This is a genomic window from Sphingomonas sp. IC4-52, assembly GCF_020707225.1.
In the GTDB taxonomy this organism is placed as follows: Bacteria; Pseudomonadota; Alphaproteobacteria; order Sphingomonadales; family Sphingomonadaceae; genus Sphingomonas.
Map to the genome: position 1 here is coordinate 109,995 of NZ_JAJFEU010000001.1, position 17,597 is coordinate 127,591.

At 62.5% G+C, this 17,597-nt stretch carries 16 protein-coding genes; 7 read left to right on the forward strand and 9 right to left on the reverse strand.

The features are described from left to right. Positions 1-77 precede the first annotated feature (77 nt). Positions 78-1,142, reverse strand: a complete 1,065-nt coding sequence (locus LK535_RS00485; protein ID WP_227769945.1) for a potassium channel family protein — start codon at positions 1,140-1,142, stop codon at positions 78-80. Between the two features lie 213 nt (positions 1,143-1,355). Between LK535_RS00485 and LK535_RS00490 the strand changes: the two genes are divergently transcribed. Continuing rightward, positions 1,356-3,587, forward strand: coding sequence for a DPP IV N-terminal domain-containing protein (locus LK535_RS00490; protein WP_415837046.1), 2,232 nt, complete (start codon positions 1,356-1,358; stop codon positions 3,585-3,587). A gap of 66 nt (positions 3,588-3,653) precedes the next feature. Continuing rightward, entirely contained in the window at positions 3,654-4,682 is a 1,029-nt protein-coding gene (locus LK535_RS00495; protein WP_227769947.1) for an aspartate-semialdehyde dehydrogenase, read from the forward strand. A gap of 112 nt (positions 4,683-4,794) precedes the next feature. Here LK535_RS00495 and LK535_RS00500 read toward each other — a convergent pair whose 3' ends face one another. From LK535_RS00500 to LK535_RS00510, 3 genes are read right to left on the reverse strand one after another with little or no spacing between them, the layout of a single operon-like run. Beyond that, positions 4,795-6,381 (reverse strand): DHA2 family efflux MFS transporter permease subunit, encoded by a 1,587-nt coding sequence (locus tag LK535_RS00500; RefSeq protein WP_227769948.1) that lies wholly within the window; start codon positions 6,379-6,381, stop codon positions 4,795-4,797. A 1-nt stretch (position 6,382) separates the two neighbouring features. Further along, a complete protein-coding gene (locus LK535_RS00505) occupies positions 6,383-7,462 on the reverse strand; it encodes an HlyD family secretion protein (RefSeq protein WP_227769949.1) in 1,080 nt (359 codons plus the stop codon). Further along, positions 7,455-8,027, reverse strand: coding sequence for a MarR family transcriptional regulator (locus LK535_RS00510; RefSeq protein WP_321576525.1), 573 nt, complete (start codon positions 8,025-8,027; stop codon positions 7,455-7,457). The genes LK535_RS00505 and LK535_RS00510 overlap by 8 nt, the downstream gene beginning before the upstream one ends. Between LK535_RS00510 and LK535_RS00515 the strand changes: the two genes are divergently transcribed. From LK535_RS00515 to LK535_RS00525, 3 genes are read left to right on the forward strand one after another with little or no spacing between them, the layout of a single operon-like run. After that, positions 8,026-8,460 carry a GFA family protein gene (locus tag LK535_RS00515; protein WP_415837047.1) on the forward strand — a complete coding sequence of 145 codons (435 nt, stop codon included), beginning with the start codon at positions 8,026-8,028 and terminating at the stop codon, positions 8,458-8,460. The genes LK535_RS00510 and LK535_RS00515 overlap by 2 nt on opposite strands. Then, a complete protein-coding gene (locus LK535_RS00520) occupies positions 8,441-9,202 on the forward strand; it encodes an alpha/beta fold hydrolase (protein WP_415837048.1) in 762 nt (253 codons plus the stop codon). The genes LK535_RS00515 and LK535_RS00520 overlap by 20 nt, the downstream gene beginning before the upstream one ends. Before the next feature lie 54 nt (positions 9,203-9,256). Continuing rightward, positions 9,257-11,092: a M2 family metallopeptidase gene (locus LK535_RS00525; protein ID WP_227769951.1), complete on the forward strand. Its 1,836-nt coding sequence runs from the start codon at positions 9,257-9,259 to the stop codon at positions 11,090-11,092. A 109-nt stretch (positions 11,093-11,201) separates the two neighbouring features. Here LK535_RS00525 and LK535_RS00530 read toward each other — a convergent pair whose 3' ends face one another. The 4 genes from LK535_RS00530 to LK535_RS00545 form a co-directional block, all read right to left on the reverse strand. After that, the gene (locus tag LK535_RS00530) at positions 11,202-11,768 is read right to left on the reverse strand and encodes a hypothetical protein (protein ID WP_227769952.1); all 567 of its coding nucleotides are present in this window, start codon (positions 11,766-11,768) and stop codon (positions 11,202-11,204) included. Positions 11,769-11,844: 76 nt separating this feature from the next. Next, complete coding sequence (locus LK535_RS00535) at positions 11,845-13,275, reverse strand: AMP nucleosidase (protein WP_227769953.1); 1,431 nt, start codon at positions 13,273-13,275, stop codon at positions 11,845-11,847. A gap of 74 nt (positions 13,276-13,349) precedes the next feature. After that, positions 13,350-13,601, reverse strand: a complete 252-nt coding sequence (locus tag LK535_RS00540; protein WP_227769954.1) for a hypothetical protein — start codon at positions 13,599-13,601, stop codon at positions 13,350-13,352. Positions 13,602-13,646: 45 nt separating this feature from the next. After that, complete coding sequence (locus LK535_RS00545) at positions 13,647-14,126, reverse strand: peroxiredoxin (RefSeq protein WP_227769955.1); 480 nt, start codon at positions 14,124-14,126, stop codon at positions 13,647-13,649. Between the two features lie 103 nt (positions 14,127-14,229). On the opposite strand from LK535_RS00545, the gene LK535_RS00550 reads away from it, so the two are divergent. Then, positions 14,230-14,790, forward strand: a complete 561-nt coding sequence (locus LK535_RS00550) for a YqgE/AlgH family protein (RefSeq protein WP_227769956.1) — start codon at positions 14,230-14,232, stop codon at positions 14,788-14,790. Positions 14,791-14,829: 39 nt separating this feature from the next. On the opposite strand, the gene LK535_RS00555 is transcribed toward LK535_RS00550, so the two are convergent. Then, positions 14,830-15,771 (reverse strand): class I SAM-dependent methyltransferase, encoded by a 942-nt coding sequence (locus LK535_RS00555; RefSeq protein ID WP_227769957.1) that lies wholly within the window; start codon positions 15,769-15,771, stop codon positions 14,830-14,832. A 264-nt stretch (positions 15,772-16,035) separates the two neighbouring features. On the opposite strand from LK535_RS00555, the gene ahcY reads away from it, so the two are divergent. Beyond that, entirely contained in the window at positions 16,036-17,490 is a 1,455-nt protein-coding gene (gene ahcY, locus LK535_RS00560; protein ID WP_265333995.1) for an adenosylhomocysteinase, read from the forward strand. The last annotated feature ends 107 nt before the right edge of the window (positions 17,491-17,597 follow it).

A 17,597-nucleotide genomic window follows, 5' to 3' on the forward strand; every position in this document is an offset into this window, starting at 1 on the left:
TCGGTGGTCCACCACCGGCGCCTTTTTTTATTGGTCAGGTCGCCGGCCGACGCGGATGCCCTCGGGCGCGAAGCGGATCAGGAAGCGCGCGGATGGCTCCTTGGCGGATCGCCCTGAAGATCAGCGCTGCCCCGAACGATCTCCACGATGCGATCGCCCAGTTGTACGGATGCGGCCTCAGGCTGATCAAAGCCGATGCATAGGCCGCCCCTGAACATGCGCACGCCCAACCCCGTGGCAAGGCCGGTTAGCGGCCGACCGACGTCGTCCGCCGTCGCATCTCTTTCGTGCAAGGCCACGCGGCCGTGGGCCGCGGCGAGATCAGTCAGATATTCAGAGACGTGCGGACCATTGGTGGATCCCGCAAGCAACAGCCCGGCAAAGCTCGCCGGATTGATCACGACGTCCGCGCCCGCCTGGCGCGCGAGCGGCTCGTTGTCATCGGATCGTATTACCGCGCTGATCCGAACCTGTCCCGAAAGGCGGCGCGCCGTCAGAACGATCAGGATCGTAGTATCGTCTCGCCCGGCAGAGACCATCAGCGTTGCGGCGTGATCGATGCGGGCAATCTGTAGGGTCGCGTCACGGGTCGCATCACCGTCCAGAACGACAGCGCCACATCCCTCAGCATCGGAGAGCGCCCGCTCGTCGCGATCGATGACGACGATGTTTGCCGGATCCACTTCTCGCCGGATCAGCTCCCGGAGTGCCTCTGTGCCGCTAGTGCCGTAACCGGCGATCACGACATGGCCGCTCAACTGACGTTGAATTACCCTCATCCGCCACCTTTGCCATGTGCGCCGCAACAGGAAGTCATAAGCTGTCCCTAGGAAGATCAGCCACACGAACAAGCGGATAGGCGTGACGATGAAGGTATCGAACAGCCGTGCGCTGTCCGTTACCGGAACAATGTCGCCGTAACCCACCGTCGTGACGGTGATCATGGTGAAGTACAGTACGTCCGTGAAGCTGATCGACCCATCGATGTTGTCGCGCAAACCTTCGCGGTCGAACCAGTGCCCGCCCAGCGCCACCCCGATCAGCGCCAGCGCCAGTGCGACGCGCAGTCCAAGGCTGGCCCAGTCCGGCAGCGCGCTGCGGCGCCGCAGGTGCAGATCCTTGACGTGCTTGTTCAGGCGCATTGCCGCGACCTAAACCCGCAAGCCGTACCAAGTCGAGATCCCCTGCCGTCGCAGGGCGGGCCGACGATCAGGTCGTCTCCCGTGCGGGAGGTGGCCAGCAGGTACGCCGGCGCACAATCCCCCGGTGCTGCGCCGGCGGGATCGCGGCTGCGCGCTTTGCGCTTCGGCGGAAGCCGGGCTAACCCGCTGGCTCACTGCATTTGGGAAGAGTGAATGCGCATATGGATGGCGGCGATCGGAGCCGGGCTAACGATCTGGGCAGGCGCTGCGATGGCTAAGTCACCTATGCCGCCGGAGAAGTTGACCCTCCAGCGTGTGTTCGCAAGTCCTGATCTTGCCGGCGGTCAGCCCCAAGCGTTGCGCCTTTCGCCCGACGGCACGCTGCTGACGTCGGTGCGGCCGCGTGCCGACGAGCGCAACCGCTTCGATCTGTGGGCGATGGACACCCGTACCGGGCAATCCCGCATGCTGGTGGACTCGCGCAAGGTTGGTAGCGGCGCTGAACTTTCCGAGGCGGAAAAGATGCAGCGCGAGCGCGACCGGTCCAAGACCGGAAAGACCGGCATCCTCGACTACGATTGGGCCCCGGATGGCAAGTCGATCCTGGTGCCGGTGGACGGCGAGTTGTTCGTCGCCACTCTCGATGGCAACGTTCAGCGGCTGGATGGAACGCGGGGCGCACTGAACCCGGTGGTATCCCCGCGCGGCACCTACGTCAGCTTCGTCCGCGATCAGAACCTGTGGGTGCAGCCCGCCGCCGGCGGTGGTGCGCGCCAGCTGACCACGGAGGGCAGCGGTACCGTTCACTTCGGCGAGGCAGAATTTGTCGCGCAGGAGGAAATGCATCGGCGAACCGGCTATTGGTGGTCGCCGAACGACCGGCTGTTGGCCGTCGAGCGGTTCGACGAGGCGCCGGTGCGTGTGTTTACCCGGGCTTCGATCGGCGCGACCGGCACCAGTATCTACCAACAGCGCTACCCAGCGGCAGGGGCGCCGAACGTCCTGGTCGATCTCTTCATCATGAAGCCGGATGGAACGGGCAAGGTAAAGGTAGACCTCGGACCGGAGCGCGACATTTATCTCGCCAGGGTGGATTGGCTGCCGGATGGTTCGGCGTTGCTGGTACAGCGGCAGTCGCGAGACCAGCGTACGCTGGACATGCTTCGAGTCGATCCAGCGACCGGCAAGTCGACCGTGCTGTTCAGCGAGCGGGCAGGCGAGAAGAGCTGGGTCAACCTTTCCGACGCTTATCGGCTGCTTAGCGACGGGAGCCTGATCTGGCGGTCGGAGCGGGACGGCTTCGGCCATTTGTATCGCTGGAAGGCGGGCAACTGGACCCAGCTTACCAAGGGGCAGTGGGTGGTCGACTCGCTGGTTGCCGTGGATGAGGCAAATGGCCGGGTGGTCTTTACCGCCAACAAGGATGGCGTGCTTGAACGCCACCTCTACGCGCTCAACCTGGCGCGGCCGCAGCAGATCACCCGGCTGACCGAGACCGGATGGTCTCTCGGCGGAGTGGCGGCGGATGGCGCAGGAACGCGCTTCATCATCAGCCGATCCAACCCGAGCCAGCCCAGGCAGACCTATATCGCCGACGCAAATGGCAAGCGGATCGCCTGGGTGAACGAGAATGCGGTCGCAGGCGATCACCCCTATGCGCCGTTCCTGGCCACGCACCGCCCGACCGAGTTCGGCACCATCAAGGCTGCGGACGGTACGCCTTTGCACTGGCAGATGATCAAGCCGGTGCTGCAGAAGGGCAAGCGATACCCCGTCTTCTTCATGCACTATGGCGGTCCCGGCAGCCAGGACGTGTGGCGCGATTGGCCCGGCAACATGCCGCTGCGCCAGTTCCTGGTGCAGCAGGGATGGATCGTTTTTCAGATCGACAATCGCGGTTCGGACAATCGTGGCAAAGCATTTGAGGACGCAATCTGGCACGCGATGGGCACGGTCGAGGTGGACGACCAACTCGCCGGTGCCGGTTACCTGAAATCGCTCCCGTTCGTGGATCCGGACAAGATCGCGATCTATGGCTGGTCCTACGGCGGCTATCTGACCCTGAAGATGATGGAAGCACACCCGGGCGTGTTCGCGGCCGGTATCTCAGGCGCGCCGGTCACGGACTGGGCGTTGTATGATACTCATTATACAGAGCGTTACATGGGTGATCCGACGCGCGATGCGGAGGCTTACCGTGGCTCCAGTGCGCTGGAGCAAGCGGCACGGATCAGCGATCCACTCATGCTGATGCACGGCATGGCCGATGACAACGTGTTCCTCGACAATGCGACTGCGTTTGCGGCCCGAATGCAGTCCGCCAACAAGCCCTTCGAGATGATGCTGTATCCTGGCAAGGCACACGGCGCGGTGCGGGAGATCCATCCCTGGACGACGATGCTCAACTTCCTTGACCGGCACGTGACGAAAAATGGCGTGAAGTAAAGCTTTGTTGGCAGAATCTTTCGCGCGCGGCTAAGGCCGCGCGGTTACGAGTTGAAGGACTGGTTTATGGGTTACCGGGTGGTGGTCGCTGGAGCGACGGGCAATGTCGGGCGCGAGATGATCAACATCCTCGCTGAGCGCGAGTTTCCGGCTGACGAGATTGCCGTACTCGCCTCCTCTCGATCGGTCGGTGACCAGATCGAATATGGCGAGACGGGCCGGATGCTGAAGGTCCAGAACATCGAGCATTTCGATCCGACCGGTTGGGATTTCGCCCTGTTCGCGATCGGCAGCGAGGCGACCAAGGTTTATGCTCCCAAGTTCGCGGCGGTTGGCTGCACGGTGATCGACAATTCGTCGCTGTACCGCATGGATCCAGACGTGCCGCTGATTGTCCCTGAGGTAAACCCCGGTGACATCGATGGCTTCCGCAAGAAGAACATCATTGCCAATCCGAATTGCTCCACGGCGCAGATGGTGGTGGCCCTGAAGCCGTTGCACGACGTCGCAAAGATCAAGCGCGTGGTGGTGGCGACCTATCAGTCGGTTTCGGGAGCCGGCAAGCAGGGCATGGACGAACTGTTCGAGCAGAGCCGGAACATCTTCGTCGGCGATCAGGCCGAGGCCAAGAAGTTCACCAAGCAGATCGCCTTCAACGTCATTCCGCACATCGACAGCTTCCTTGAGGACGGCTCGACCAAGGAAGAGTGGAAGATGGTGGTGGAGACCAAGAAGATCCTCGATCCGAAGGTGAAAGTCACCGCCACCTGCGTGCGGGTGCCCGTGTTCGTCGGACATTCAGAGGCGATCAACATCGAGTTCGAGAACGAAATTTCCGCGGAAGAGGCGCAGAAGATCCTGCGCGAGGCGCCCGGCGTGATGCTGGTCGATAAGCGTGAGGATGGCGGCTACGTCACCCCTGTGGAGTGCGTGGGCGATTATGCCACCTTCATCAGCCGCGTGCGGGAAGACTCCACGGTCGAGAATGGTCTGTCGCTCTGGTGCGTGAGCGACAACCTGCGCAAGGGCGCGGCGCTCAACGCAGTGCAGATCGCGGAGTTGCTGGGGCGCCGGCACCTGAAGAAGGCGGCCTAACGCCTTCTTTCGTCTAGGTTCGCTCGATCAATGCGGGGGCGCTTCCAACGGCGGCGCCCCCGTTTTCGTCTGTTGCGACGTGCATGGGGACCGGGAGATCACCCGCTGGAGGTCACTCGCTGTGCACCACCTCGATCTTGCCCTTTGGCTTCTGCAACAGCAGCACCAAGGGAACGGCCGCGAACGAAATCCAGCTCATCAAGTAGAAATCATCGAGATAGGCGATCATTGCCGCCTGCTTGTTCACCATCGCGTCTGCCGTCGACATGGCAGCGTCCGACAGGGAGCCAAGTTCGCTGAGCCGTGCGAGATCGAAGCCTGCAATGGTGTTCCGGGTAACGTGCTGCGCCAAGTCCGCATGGCTGATCTGCGTATTACGAGCGAGCAGCACGGTGACCATGGAAATGCCGGCTGACTGCCCGATCGACCGGAACAGGTTCAGCAGGCTCGACCCGTCGGTCCGATAACGTCCGTCTAGGGTGGCAAAGGCGAGGGCGTTCAGCGGCATGAAGACCAGCCCCATGCCCAGTCCCTGAACGAAGCCCGCGGTGATCACCGGCCAGAAATCCTGCTCAAGGGAAAAGCCGGACATCTGGCGCAGCGATACGCCAAATATAACCAGCCCCACCATGATGACGATGCGCGTGTCGACCTTCCCCATCATCTGGCCGGCCAGCCACATGGTGAACAGGACGCCAATGCCGCGCGGCGCCATCATCACGCCCGTATCGATAACCGGATAGCCGAACAGGTTCTGGAGCATCGGCGGCAGCAGCGCCATCGGCGCCATGGTCGAGATACCGACCACCAGCATGAAGAGCAGGCCGGTCACCAGGTTCCGGTTCCGGAACAGCGCTCGATCGAACAACGGCTTTCTGGCCGTGGCGAAGTGGAAAATCGACAGCCAGGTAAACGCCACCGTCACCAGCGCTTCGATGATCACTTCCCAACTGTCGAACCAATCCTCGCTTTGCCCCCGGTCCAGCATCAGCTGAAATGCCGCTACGGCGACCCCGAGGTAAACGAAGCCGGCAAAGTCGAACGATCGTACAGCCTTGGGCCGGCTGGGTAGTAGAAACCAGAGGATCGCGAACGTCAGCGCCCCGACCGGTACGTTCACGTAGAACACCCAGCGCCAGTTATAGCTTTCGGTCAGCCATCCGCCGAGCACCGGACCCATGATCGGGCCGACCATCACGCCCATGCCCCAGACGCTCATCGCCTTGGCGGCATTGCCCGGCGGGTTGATGTCCAGCATCGATGTCTGGGACAAAGGATTGATAAAGGCGGCAAAAACGCCCTGGAAGACGCGGAAGATCACCATCTCTTCCAGGCTCGTGGCAATGCCGCAGAGCATGGAAGCGACGATGAAGCCGCCTACCGCAATGAGGAACAGGTTCCGGCTTCCGACGCGATCGGAAAGCCAGCCTGTCGCCGGGAGCGCGATCGCCGTCGCCACGATGTAGCTCGTCAGCACCCAAGTTACGGTATCCACCGTGGCGCCGAGGCTGGTCATCATATGTGGCAGCGCCACGTTGGCGATCGTGGTGTCCAGGATCTGCATGATCATGGCACCCATGATGCCGATCGTCAGCAGGCCGCGATTGTTCGTTTCCAGCAGCGGCTTACCGCCGGTGAGATTTGCCGCCGTCGGAGCTTGCCGCCCCGGCGGTGTTGCGGCCGCTGCCCCTGACGCCATGTCAGCGGGCCCCAGTATCGATTCTAACGTCCGTGGAGAGGCCGGCGATCATCACGCGAGGTGGTTTGCCGTTGATCGCGATCCGCACCGGGACTCGCTGCGTTACCTTCACCCAATTCCCGTTGGCATTCTGTGCGGGAAGAACGGAGAACTCGCTGCCCGTCCCGGCGCCGATCGACTGCACCCGGCCATGAACCTTGAGGCCCGGATACGCATCGAACTCCAGTTCGGCAGCCTGACCCACTCGCATGTGATCGAGATCAGTCTCCTTGAAGTTCGCCTCGACCCAGGCCTGATCGCTGACCACCAGGCTGAGGGCGGGAACTCCCGACGGGGTGATATTGCCCACCTGAAGCCGGCTGGTCTGGCTGACCACGCCGTCAGAGGGCGCTCGCACCGTGGTACGCTCCAGGTTCATTGCTGCCTGGGCTCGCTTCGCCAAGGCGACCTGAATGGCTGCGGGCTGGCCCGATCCCCCGCCGCTACCGATCTGCTGACGGGCCCGTGCTGCAGCAGCTTGGCCTGTTGCGATCTTGGCTCGCGCGGCGGCGACATCCTGAACGGCAGCGTCGAAGCTTGCGCGGGTGGTAAAGCCGCGCTTCATCAGTTCGTTCTGGCGCTGATAGGTTGCCTCAGCCAGCGTCAACTCGGCCCGGGCGCTTTCGATATCCGCGGCAGCGCTGCTGCTGTCCGTCGCCATGGTCGCAACCTGAACCCGTGCAGCCGCAAGGTCTGCATTGGCCTGAGCAAGAGCGATGCGATAAGGCTCAGGATCGATCTGAAAAAGGACGTCCCCCGCCTTTATGCGCTGATTTTCCTTCACGTTCACGGCGACGATGCGCCCGGATACGTCCGGGCTCACCGAGATGACGTCCTGACGCACATAGGCGTTGTCCGTCGAGATGTATCGGCCGGACGTCAGGTATAAGTAGCCGGCAACCAGCGCGATCAGGAGCGGAAGGCCAAACATCAGCAACGGCCGCATCAGGCTGCGCCGCTTTGCCGACTGTTCAGGTGCAGGCGCATCCATGGCGATCTGTGACTCGGCGGCCGAACCCGGCTTCGGATCGGCATCAGCCATGGACGACCTCCTTGGTCTCGGTTGAGCAGAGATTGTTGCGGATGCGGTTGAGAAGACCGGTCATCATCTCGATCTGAGGCTCGGAGATGCCGAGCAGTGCCTGAGTCATCAACTCGTCCGCCGTGGCGTGCAGCTCTTCCAGTACAGGGCCTGCCTTCTCGGTCAGGAACAACTGCCAGGCTCGCCGATCATTCGGATCGCGACGCCGTTCAACCAGACCGCTTTCTTCCATGCGATCGATAAGCCGGCACAGGGTGATCGGCTCTACCTCGAGCAGATCGGCCAAGTTCCCCTGGTTGATCCCCTCGTTTCTGCTGATGCCCGACAACGCCTTCCACTGCGCGCGAGTCGCGCCGTGTTGCCGCGCCCGCTCGTCAAAGCGTTTGCGCAGCATGCGCGCCGTATCGCTCAACAGGAATCCGAACGTGTCTGTCATACGCCGGCACATAATAAGCAAGCTTATATAATGGAAGTGTTGTCGGAAGTGCGGGCGCGGAAGGTTCTTGCAGCGTAGCGGCATCGTCGGGCGTTCAGGTATCGTGAGGAGCAGGTCGATGACGTTCATGAAGGGCGGCTGCCAATGCGGACGGATCCGGTATGCAGCCGAAATCGACAGCGATGACGCCTATCTATGCCATTGCCGGATGTGCCAGCGTGCCACGGGCGGCGTGTCGATTGCGTTTGTTAACGTGCCCGCCGCGAAATTGAGGTGGGAGAGTAGCCCGGACTGGTATCGTTCGTCGCCGATCGCTCATCGGCCGTTCTGCTCTGCCTGCGGCACGCCGCTGGGCTTCGCGTTTTTGGAGCACGCGGAAAACGTGGACATCACCGTCGGCAGCTTTGACGATCCTGGGCGGTTCAAGCCGGTGCATCATTATGCCGTTGAAAGCATGCACGAGGCCTGGATCGACACGCGAGGCTTGCCACGAGTCCGAAGCGAAGAGAATGAGAACGTCGTGAAACGCTGGATGGACGCTTGTGGCAAAACTCCCGATTGAGACGCATCATTTTGCCAGCTTCGATGGAACGAGGCTGGCGTGGCATGAGATGGGGCAGGGGCGACCTGTTCTCCTGCTCCACGGCTATTTCTCGGACGCGAACACGAATTGGATCCGCTACGGTCATGCGGAGGCAATTGCGGGAAAGGGGCGCCGGGTGATCATGCCTGACCTGCGTGCGCACGGGGAGAGTGATAAGCCGCATGACGCCGCGGCTTACCCACCCGACGCGCTTGCAAAGGACGGTCATGCCTTGATCGCGCACCTCGGCCTGTCCGATTACGATCTTGGCGGATACTCGCTCGGCGCGCGAACGACGGCCCGGATGCTGGCGACCGGCGCGACGCCGCAGCGGATCGTTTTTTCCGGCATGGGGCTTGAGGGGCTCACCAATTCGGAAAGGCGGCAGAGCCACTTCCGGCATATCCTTACCAACCTGGGCTCGCATGAACGAGGAAGCCCGGCTTGGATGGCAGAGGCGTTCCTGAAGACTACCGGAGGTGATCCGGTGGCGTTGCTCGGCGTCCTGGATACGTTTGTTTCGACCCCGTTGAGCGCCGTAGAAGGCTTTGACCAGCCGACTCTAGTGGTGAATGGCCGGGAAGATGACGACAATGGCTCTGCGGCAGCCCTCGCAGGCGCGTTGCCCAATGCCCGTCTGGTGGAAGTGCCGGGCAACCATATGAGTTCGGTGACAAAAGCTGAGCTTGGCCAGGCGATTGCAGATTTTCTCGCGGGTTGACCCGATCGTCCGCTGCGCTCAGTGTGACAACATAACGACACATCAGGACTCACCATGAATCGTCAGATCGTTTCGCTTGCCGCCCTGGCGGTAGCGCTTGCGGTGCAACCCGCCTTGGCCCAGCAGGCTGCTCCTGCTGCCACGCGGGCCGCGCCCACTGCAGCGCAGGCCGATGCCTTTGTCGCTGCCGCGGAAAAGGAGCTTGCCGGTACCAGCGTGGAACTCGCTCAGATCTCCTGGGTGAACGCCACGTACATCACCGACGACACGGACGCGCTCGCCGCGAAAGCTGGCGGGCGGTTCACGGAACGGCAGGTGCAGCTTGCCACCGAGGCTGCAAAGTACCGCAACGTGCCGGGCCTCTCCGCCGATACGGCGCGCAAGCTCTACATCATGGCCGGCGGGGTAACGCTTCCAGCGCCGAACCGGCCGGGCGCGGCCGAAGAGCTATCGACCCTGAACACGCGCATGTCGTCCAGCTATGGCAAGGGGCGGGGAACGCTTGATGGGAAGCCGATTAATGGATCCGACATCGAAGCGGCGATGGGCGACTCGCGGGATCCTGAGAAGCTGAAGGAGATGTGGGTAAGCTGGCACGACAATGTCGGCGCGCCGATGCGGCAGGATTATGCCGCGATGACCAAGCTTGCCAATGAAGGTGCGACGGGCCTGGGGTTCAAGGACACGGGCGCGCTGTGGCGTTCCGGCTACGATATGGGACCGGACCAGTTCGCGGCACTGACGGACAAGCTGTGGAACGAGGTGGAGCCGCTGTACAAGTCGCTGCACACCTATGTTCGCTGGAAGCTGAACGAGAAGTACGGCGACGCCGTGCAGCCCAAGACGGGCCCGATCCGCGCGGATCTGCTTGGCAATATGTGGGCCCAGGAATGGGGCAACATCTATGACGTCGTGGCTCCGGCCGGCGCGGGTGATCTGGGCTATGACATCGGCGATCTGCTGAAGGCCAAGCAATATGATCCGGTGAAGATGGTGAAGACCGGCGAGGGTTTCTATTCTTCGCTCGGCTTTGCACCTCTTCCGGAAACGTTCTGGCAGCGGTCGCAGATTGTGAAGCCACAGGATCGCGAGGTCATCTGCCATGCCAGCGCCTGGAACGTCGACAACGTCGATGATCTGCGCATCAAGATGTGCACGAAGGTGAATTCTGACGACTTCGTCACGATCCATCACGAACTCGGCCACAATTACTATCAGCGGGCCTACAACCAGCAGCCGCTACTTTACAGGAGCGGTGCAAACGATGGTTTCCACGAAGCGATCGGCGACTTCGTCGCGCTGTCGATCACGCCGGACTATCTGGTGAAGATCAATCTGCTTGATCCGGCCAAGGTGCCGTCCGCAGACAAGGATATCGGCCTGCTGCTGCGTCAGGCGATGGACAAGGTGGCGTTCCTGCCGTTCGGATTGCTGGTCGACAAGTGGCGCTGGCAGGTGTTCTCGGGGGAAATCCCGGAAGGACAGATGCAGGCGGGCTGGGACAAGCTGCGGCTGCAATATCAGGGCATCGTGCCACCCGTTGCACGCGACGAGACCAAGTTCGACCCTGGTGCGAAGTATCACGTACCCGCGGCGGTTCCCTACACCCGCTACTTCCTCGCGCGATTGCTGCAGTTCCAGTTCTATGAAGCTGCCTGCCGCCAGGTTGGCTGGAAGGGGCCGCTTCATCGATGCTCGTTCTACGGCAACAAGGAAGTGGGAGCGAAGCTGGACGCTATGCTGAAGATGGGTCAGTCCAAGCCCTGGCCCGATGCGCTGCAGGCGTTCACGGGCACGCGGGAAATGTCGGGCAAATCGATGGTCGCGTACTTCGCGCCGCTGAAGAAGTGGCTGGATCAGCAGAACAAGGGCAAGCCGAGCGGCTGGTAACAATCAGAAGTCGGGCACCGCTACGGCTTATGCGTAGCGGTGCCTGACGGTGACTGTCGTGGAACGTGGGGCATAGGGCCGCTGCTCGCCGGCTGCGGCCCGCAAACCCTTATTTTGGCTGGTTCGGGATCTCATCAGGGATGATGTTCTCGTCCGCGATGCCCGCCTCGAACGAGTCAGTCGCGTCCTGCCCGTCCGGCATGTGCGCATGTGACTTGTCGTCTGCTGACTTGGGGGGTGAGGAGGTGCCTTCCCCAGCGGCCTCTTCGGGCTTTCCGTCCGGCTTCTGGTCAGCATTCTTCTTCGGCGTGGAACCGCGCAGCGACAGCAAGGCCGCGGTTGCGGCCGCACCTACGGCCGCCAAGCCGCCGGCGAGCGCCGCCTTGCTCTTCCAGACGGGCGTCTTTTCAGATTCGGGCGGCGTTTCTGCCTTGGGTTTCGCCGGGCGCTTGGGGGGCGGGGTCGCCCGTTTTGTCGAACGCGGCTTGGGAGGCGCCGGCGGCTTTCTGACGGTTGCCGGCTCCGCAGCGCTCTCGCTCTTCGCCGCGGCTGGCTTGCGCCGCGGCTTGCTTGCGGGCTTGTCCGGGGCCGACTTCGACGCCGTGCTTTTGCGCGGAGCCCGACGAGCGGGCGGCTTGGGCGCAGCGGCGGGCGGCGTTTCTTCGTTGTCGGCCATGGTCAGCTCCCCTTTCTGCCTGAATGGGGAGCGTAACGCAGTGACTCGATGAATCGTTTCCTCGGTGGAACGTAGCTCAGCGGAAGGGCGGCTCGTTGAAGGCCCGCAGCTTGCGGCTGTGAAGCTTCTGCCCCTCCCGGCGCAGCTCCTCACAGGTTTCGATCCCGATCCGCATGTGTTCGGAGATTGCGCGCTCGTAAAAGCGATTTGCCTGCCCCGGCAGCTTCAACTCGCCGTGGAGCGGCTTGTCCGATACGCAAAGCAGCGTGCCATAGGGGACTCGGAAGCGGAAACCCTGCGCGGCGATCGTCGCCGACTCCATGTCGATGCCGACAGCGCGGCTCAACGAGAAGCGAAGCGCGGACCGGCTGTAGCGTAATTCCCAATTTCGATCGTCGGTGGTCACGATCGTGCCCGTGCGCAGGCGGCGCTTCAATTCCTCCCCGGACTGGCCGGAGACGGTCTCCGCCGCGCGAGCCAGGGCTTGCTGGACCTCAGCGATGGCCGGTACCGGGATCTCCGGCGGGAGCATGTCATCGAGCACGTGATCATCGCGCAGATAGGCGTGCGCCAGCACATAGTCGCCAATCCGCTGCGAGGGCCGCAATCCGCCGCAATGGCCGATCATCATCCACGCGTCCGGTCGAGTCACGGCCAAGTGATCGGTGATCGTCTTTGCGTTGGAAGGGCCCACGCCGATGTTGACCAGCGTGATGCCGGCGCGATCAGGCGCCATCAGGTGATAGGCCGGCATCTGGAGCCGGCGCCACGCCGTGTCGTCCAGCACGGCGGGATCATCCCCCGGCCCGAACATCACACCACCCGGACCCGCAAGCGCGGTGAAGCGACTGTCGCCGCCCACCTGTGCCGTGGCCCACCTGACGAATTCATCGACATAGCGATGATAGTTCGTGAAGAGCACATAACGCTGGACGTGTTCCGGCGCGGTGCCGGTGTAGTGCCGCAGTCGGGCAAGGCTGAAATCGGTACGAAGCGCGTCAAAGAGGGCGAGGGGGCGGGTGCCATCTATGGAGGCCCACAGTCCATCGGCGATTTCGTCGCCGATGTGCGCGAGCTCTGTCGCCGGGAAGTGGCGCGCCAATTCAGCGGCCGACACTTCATCCAGGCTTAGTGCGTGACCGGCATCGAGCACATAGGGGAAGGGGATTTCCGTTGCGCCAGGGGCCGCCTCCACCGTTACGTCATAATCCTCCATCAGCAGGGTTAGCTGCTCGATGAGATACTCGGCAAACAGCCCAGGCTTGGTGACGGAGATGCGGTATTCACCGGGAGTCACCAGCCGGCCGAATGAGCGGAGCGGCGTGGGGCGATCGATACCGCCAGTGAACCGGAGGCGGATTTCCGGATAAGCAAATGAACCGTTGCGGCGGGCCTCAGTCGAGGGCGCGACACCTTCGGTTAAATAAAGGTTCAGCGCAGCTTGTAGGCGGGCAACAGCGTCGGTGTAGAGCCGGTCTAGTTCGGCAACGATCTCTTGAGCAGTCATCGCGGATGGTTACGCCGCGTCGGTGACACTGGCAAGACGCCGCTCCGCCCGTTGTTCGGAGCGGCGTCTTGAACTTAGTGCTTTGTCTTGCCCTTGCCCGTATCGGGCTGACCGCGCCGGGTTGCCGCATAGGCGGCACCGCCGACAGCGGCGGCAACGCCCGCGATGATTCCGGCGGCCGCATAGGGATGCCCTTTTGCCGCATCCATCGTGGCAGTCGTGGCCGACGTCACTCGAGCCTGCGCGCCGCCGGCGGCGTCACGAGCCCGCTCCACCAGAGTGGCTGAGCCCTTCTGGCCCGCATTGGTGTGGGTTGCGTTGGTCATGCCGATCCTCCTTTCCGAAGATAGGCCGACCAACGCTTGCCAGGATCAGAGGTTGCCGAGCAGGTGATCTGCAGAGCTGACCTTGAACTCGCCCGGCGCCTCTACGTGAAGCTGCTCGACGACGCCGTCGTTGATTACCATCGCGTACCGCTGGCTGCGCTTGCCCATACCAAATTTGGTGCCATCCATGGAAAGGCCAAGCGCCTCCGCGAAATCCCCATTGCCGTCCGCCAGCATTGTCACATCTGCCGCGCCGGCCGATTTCGACCAAGCGCCGAGCACGAAGGGATCGTTCACCGAGGTGCATGCGATCTCATCAATCCCCTTCGCCTTCAGATCGGCAGCCTTTTCGATGAATCCTGGCAGGTGCTTGGCTGAGCAGGTCGGCGTGAAGGCGCCGGGCACTGCGAACAACGCAACCCGGCGGCCAGCGAAGTAATCCGCGGAGTTTACTGCCTCCGGCCCGTTTTCGGTTGCCTTCACAAGGGTCGCGCTAGGCAGCTTGTCGCCGACGTTGATCGTCATTCGGTATCTCCTGCAGCCGCTGGTTGCGGTCGATCTTTCCTCGCAATCAGAAGACTGCTTTTCAAGCGTGACGATCCGCTGCGGCTCGGCTTAGAGTAAGTCCATGGAGACAGCGACCTTTCTTACCGGCCAGTTCCTCCTTGCGATGCCGGGGATCGGCGACCCGCGATTTCAGCAAGCGGTGATCGCGGTGTGCGCGCATGATACGAAGGGCGCGATTGGCATCGGCATTGGTGCTCAGATCGGCGGCCTTGGGTTGCATGACGTGTTTGAACAGGTCGACATCGATCCGGGAGACACGCCGAATGCCCCCATTCACTTCGGTGGCCCGGTCGAGACCCGGCGCGGTTTCGTTCTTCATTCGCGTGACTGGAGCGGGCAGGACACGATCGACGTTGCGGGTAAATGGGCGCTCTCGGGCACACTCGATGCCTTGCGGGCGATCGCATCAGGTAAAGGGCCAACGCGATGGCTGGTTGCCCTGGGCTATGCCGGCTGGGGTGCGGGGCAGCTTGACGGCGAAATGACTCGGCACGGCTGGCTGAACGTGGATGACGACGACGGCATGCTCTTCGACACTCAAATCACTGAGCGATGGGCTCGTGGGTTCAACGCTGCCGGTATCGATCCCCGGCTTCTTGGTAACGAAAGCGGCCACGCCTGAAAATGCCGGCGGCTGCCTGATGAGGCGAAGCGGGTCGGCTCAGGCCTGCGCACCGCGATAGGCAGAGGCCATCTCGCGCGGCTTCAGACTGGTTTCGGTTTTGCGGCCCATCAGGTAAAATCCGCTGGCGGCGTCATTGGCATAGGCGGCAGGTACCAAGGGGTCGAGCAGCGCCAGCCAGAAGAAGGAAAGCTTGGCCGCCTTGCCCGCGGCTACGGAGCGAAACAGCCCGCGGACGAAATAATCGATCGACCAAAGCATTTGCGTGCCGGCACCGCCGCAAACCCCAGTTCGGATCGCCTCAAACCGCCTGAACAGCCAACGGTGACCGCTCGCCGTAAAACGCAAGAAGTCGTACGCGCCTTCATGAACGTGCTGAAGAAACGGTGTTTCGGCATAGGCGATGCCGCCGGGTCGCAGGACCCGCCAAATCTCATCCACAACCACCTGCGGCTCCAGCACGTGTTCGAGGACGGCTTGCACAACCACGCCATCAATGCTGGCGTCTGCCAACGGGATCTGGTGTGCGTCGGCGACCAGCTGCGCCAATGGAGAAGCGTAAACGTCGAGCGCCAGCACGCGGATATTGGGGTGTTCGTAGAGCGGGGCCATTCCCTGGCCCACGGTGCCGCCGCCGACGACGAGTACCACCGGGTTGTCATTGTCCCTCAGGAGCAGGCGAATGAACTCGTCGACATTCTCGCTCGTCACTCTTTTGGGAGGCGAGAGGAGGCGTTTCAATCGCGAACGCAGCCCGCTGAAGCGGGGGCGGGCCACCTGACTCACGGCCTGGCCATCAAGCAGATCGCTCGGCGAGAATATGGAGCGATCGAAGTCGACGAGCACCGGAGCGTGGCCGACGAAGGCGAAGCGACTGGACGTATCCGCCTCGTCCACCAGCGAGGCTTCGCAGCGCTTCAGGCGTCCACCCGTGACAGGGGAACGTAGCAGCGGTTCGACTTCTTCAAGCGAGACTAGCATGCGGAAACGGTACGGATGGTGAGGCGGCGGCGCGATGAAGCTTCTGGGGCGCCGTTGAAGGCATGAGGGTTCGTTTCCCAGCCGATCGAGCATGGCTACGCCGCGACGTGATTATGCCTCCGGTCGGCTCAAAGGAGCTATGCCAATCACCCAGATGGGCTGCGAGCGCGTCCACACGACCTCGCTCTGCCGACATATAAAGATATCTTTATATTTGTATTCGGCAATGCGCCCGATTATGTGGCGGCTATGTCGGCCGGTGATATGCCTTGGTCGGCGTCACTTTCCTGGAGACCCGTTGTGGCCACCGTTCTCGATCGCCCCACCACTGATTATGTCATCAAGGACATCGGCCTGGCCGATTTCGGCCGCGCTGAAATCAACATTGCCGAGACCGAAATGCCCGGCCTGATGGCGCTGCGTGAGGAATATGGCGCGTCGCAGCCGCTGAAGGGCGCGCGCATCACCGGCTCGCTGCACATGACGATCCAGACCGCGGTGCTGATCGAGACGCTCGTCGCTCTCGGCGCCGATGTGCGCTGGGCAACGTGCAACATCTTCTCGACGCAGGACCATGCCGCCGCCGCGATCGCCGCTGCGGGGATCCCGGTCTTCGCTGTGAAGGGTGAGAGTCTCGCCGATTACTGGGATTATGTCGGCTCGATCTTCGACTGGGATGACGGCACCGGCCAGACCGCCAACATCATCCTCGACGACGGCGGCGACGCCACCATGTTTGCCCTGTGGGGTGCCAAGCTTGAGCGCGGCGAAAGCTTCGGTGAGCCGGAGAATGCCGAGGAAGTCGAATTCCAGCGCGCGCTGAAGGCGTTCATCGCCAAGAAGCCGGGCTACCTGACCGAGACGGTGAAAAACCTGAAGGGCGTGTCCGAAGAGACCACCACCGGCGTCCACCGCCTGTACGAGATCGCCAAGAAGGGCGAGCTGCCGTTCCCCGCGATCAACGTCAACGACTCGGTGACCAAGTCGAAGTTCGACAACCTCTACGGCTGCAAGGAGTCCCTGGTCGACGCGATCCGTCGCGCTACCGACGTGATGCTCGCCGGCAAGGTCGCCTGCGTTGCCGGCTTCGGTGACGTCGGCAAGGGCTCGGCCCAGTCGCTTCGCAACGGCGGCGCCCGCGTGCTCGTGACCGAAATTGACCCGATCTGCGCGCTGCAGGCGGCGATGGAGGGCTTCGAGGTTGTGACGATGGACGAGGCGGTGAAGCGCGCCGACATCTTCGTCACCGCGACCGGCAACGCCGACGTGATCACCGCCGATCACATGAAGGCGATGAAGCCCATGTCGATCGTCTGCAACATCGGCCACTTCGACAGCGAGATCCAGATCGCCGCGCTCGACAATTACGAGTGGACCGAAGTGAAGCCGGGCACGGATCTGGTGAAGTTCCCGGACGGCAAGCAGATCATCGTGCTGGCAAAGGGCCGCCTCGTGAACCTCGGCTGCGCCACCGGCCATCCGTCGTTCGTGATGAGCGCGTCGTTCACCAACCAGACGCTCGCTCAGATCGAGCTGTGGACCAAGGGCGAGAACTACAAGAACGAAGTGTACGTTCTGCCCAAGCACCTCGACGAAAAGGTTGCGGCGCTTCACCTTGAGAAGCTGGGCGTGCAGCTGTCGAAGCTGACGCCGAAGCAGGCCGGCTACATTGGCGTGCCGGTCGAAGGCCCGTTCAAGCCGGACCACTACCGCTACTGATCCGTAAGCCATTGGCGCAAACGGCGGTCGTCCGATGGGCGGCCGCCGTCTTCGTTTTGGGTAAGTGTGGCGCGCGAGCAACAAGCGCCGAGGTAATAAGGTTAACG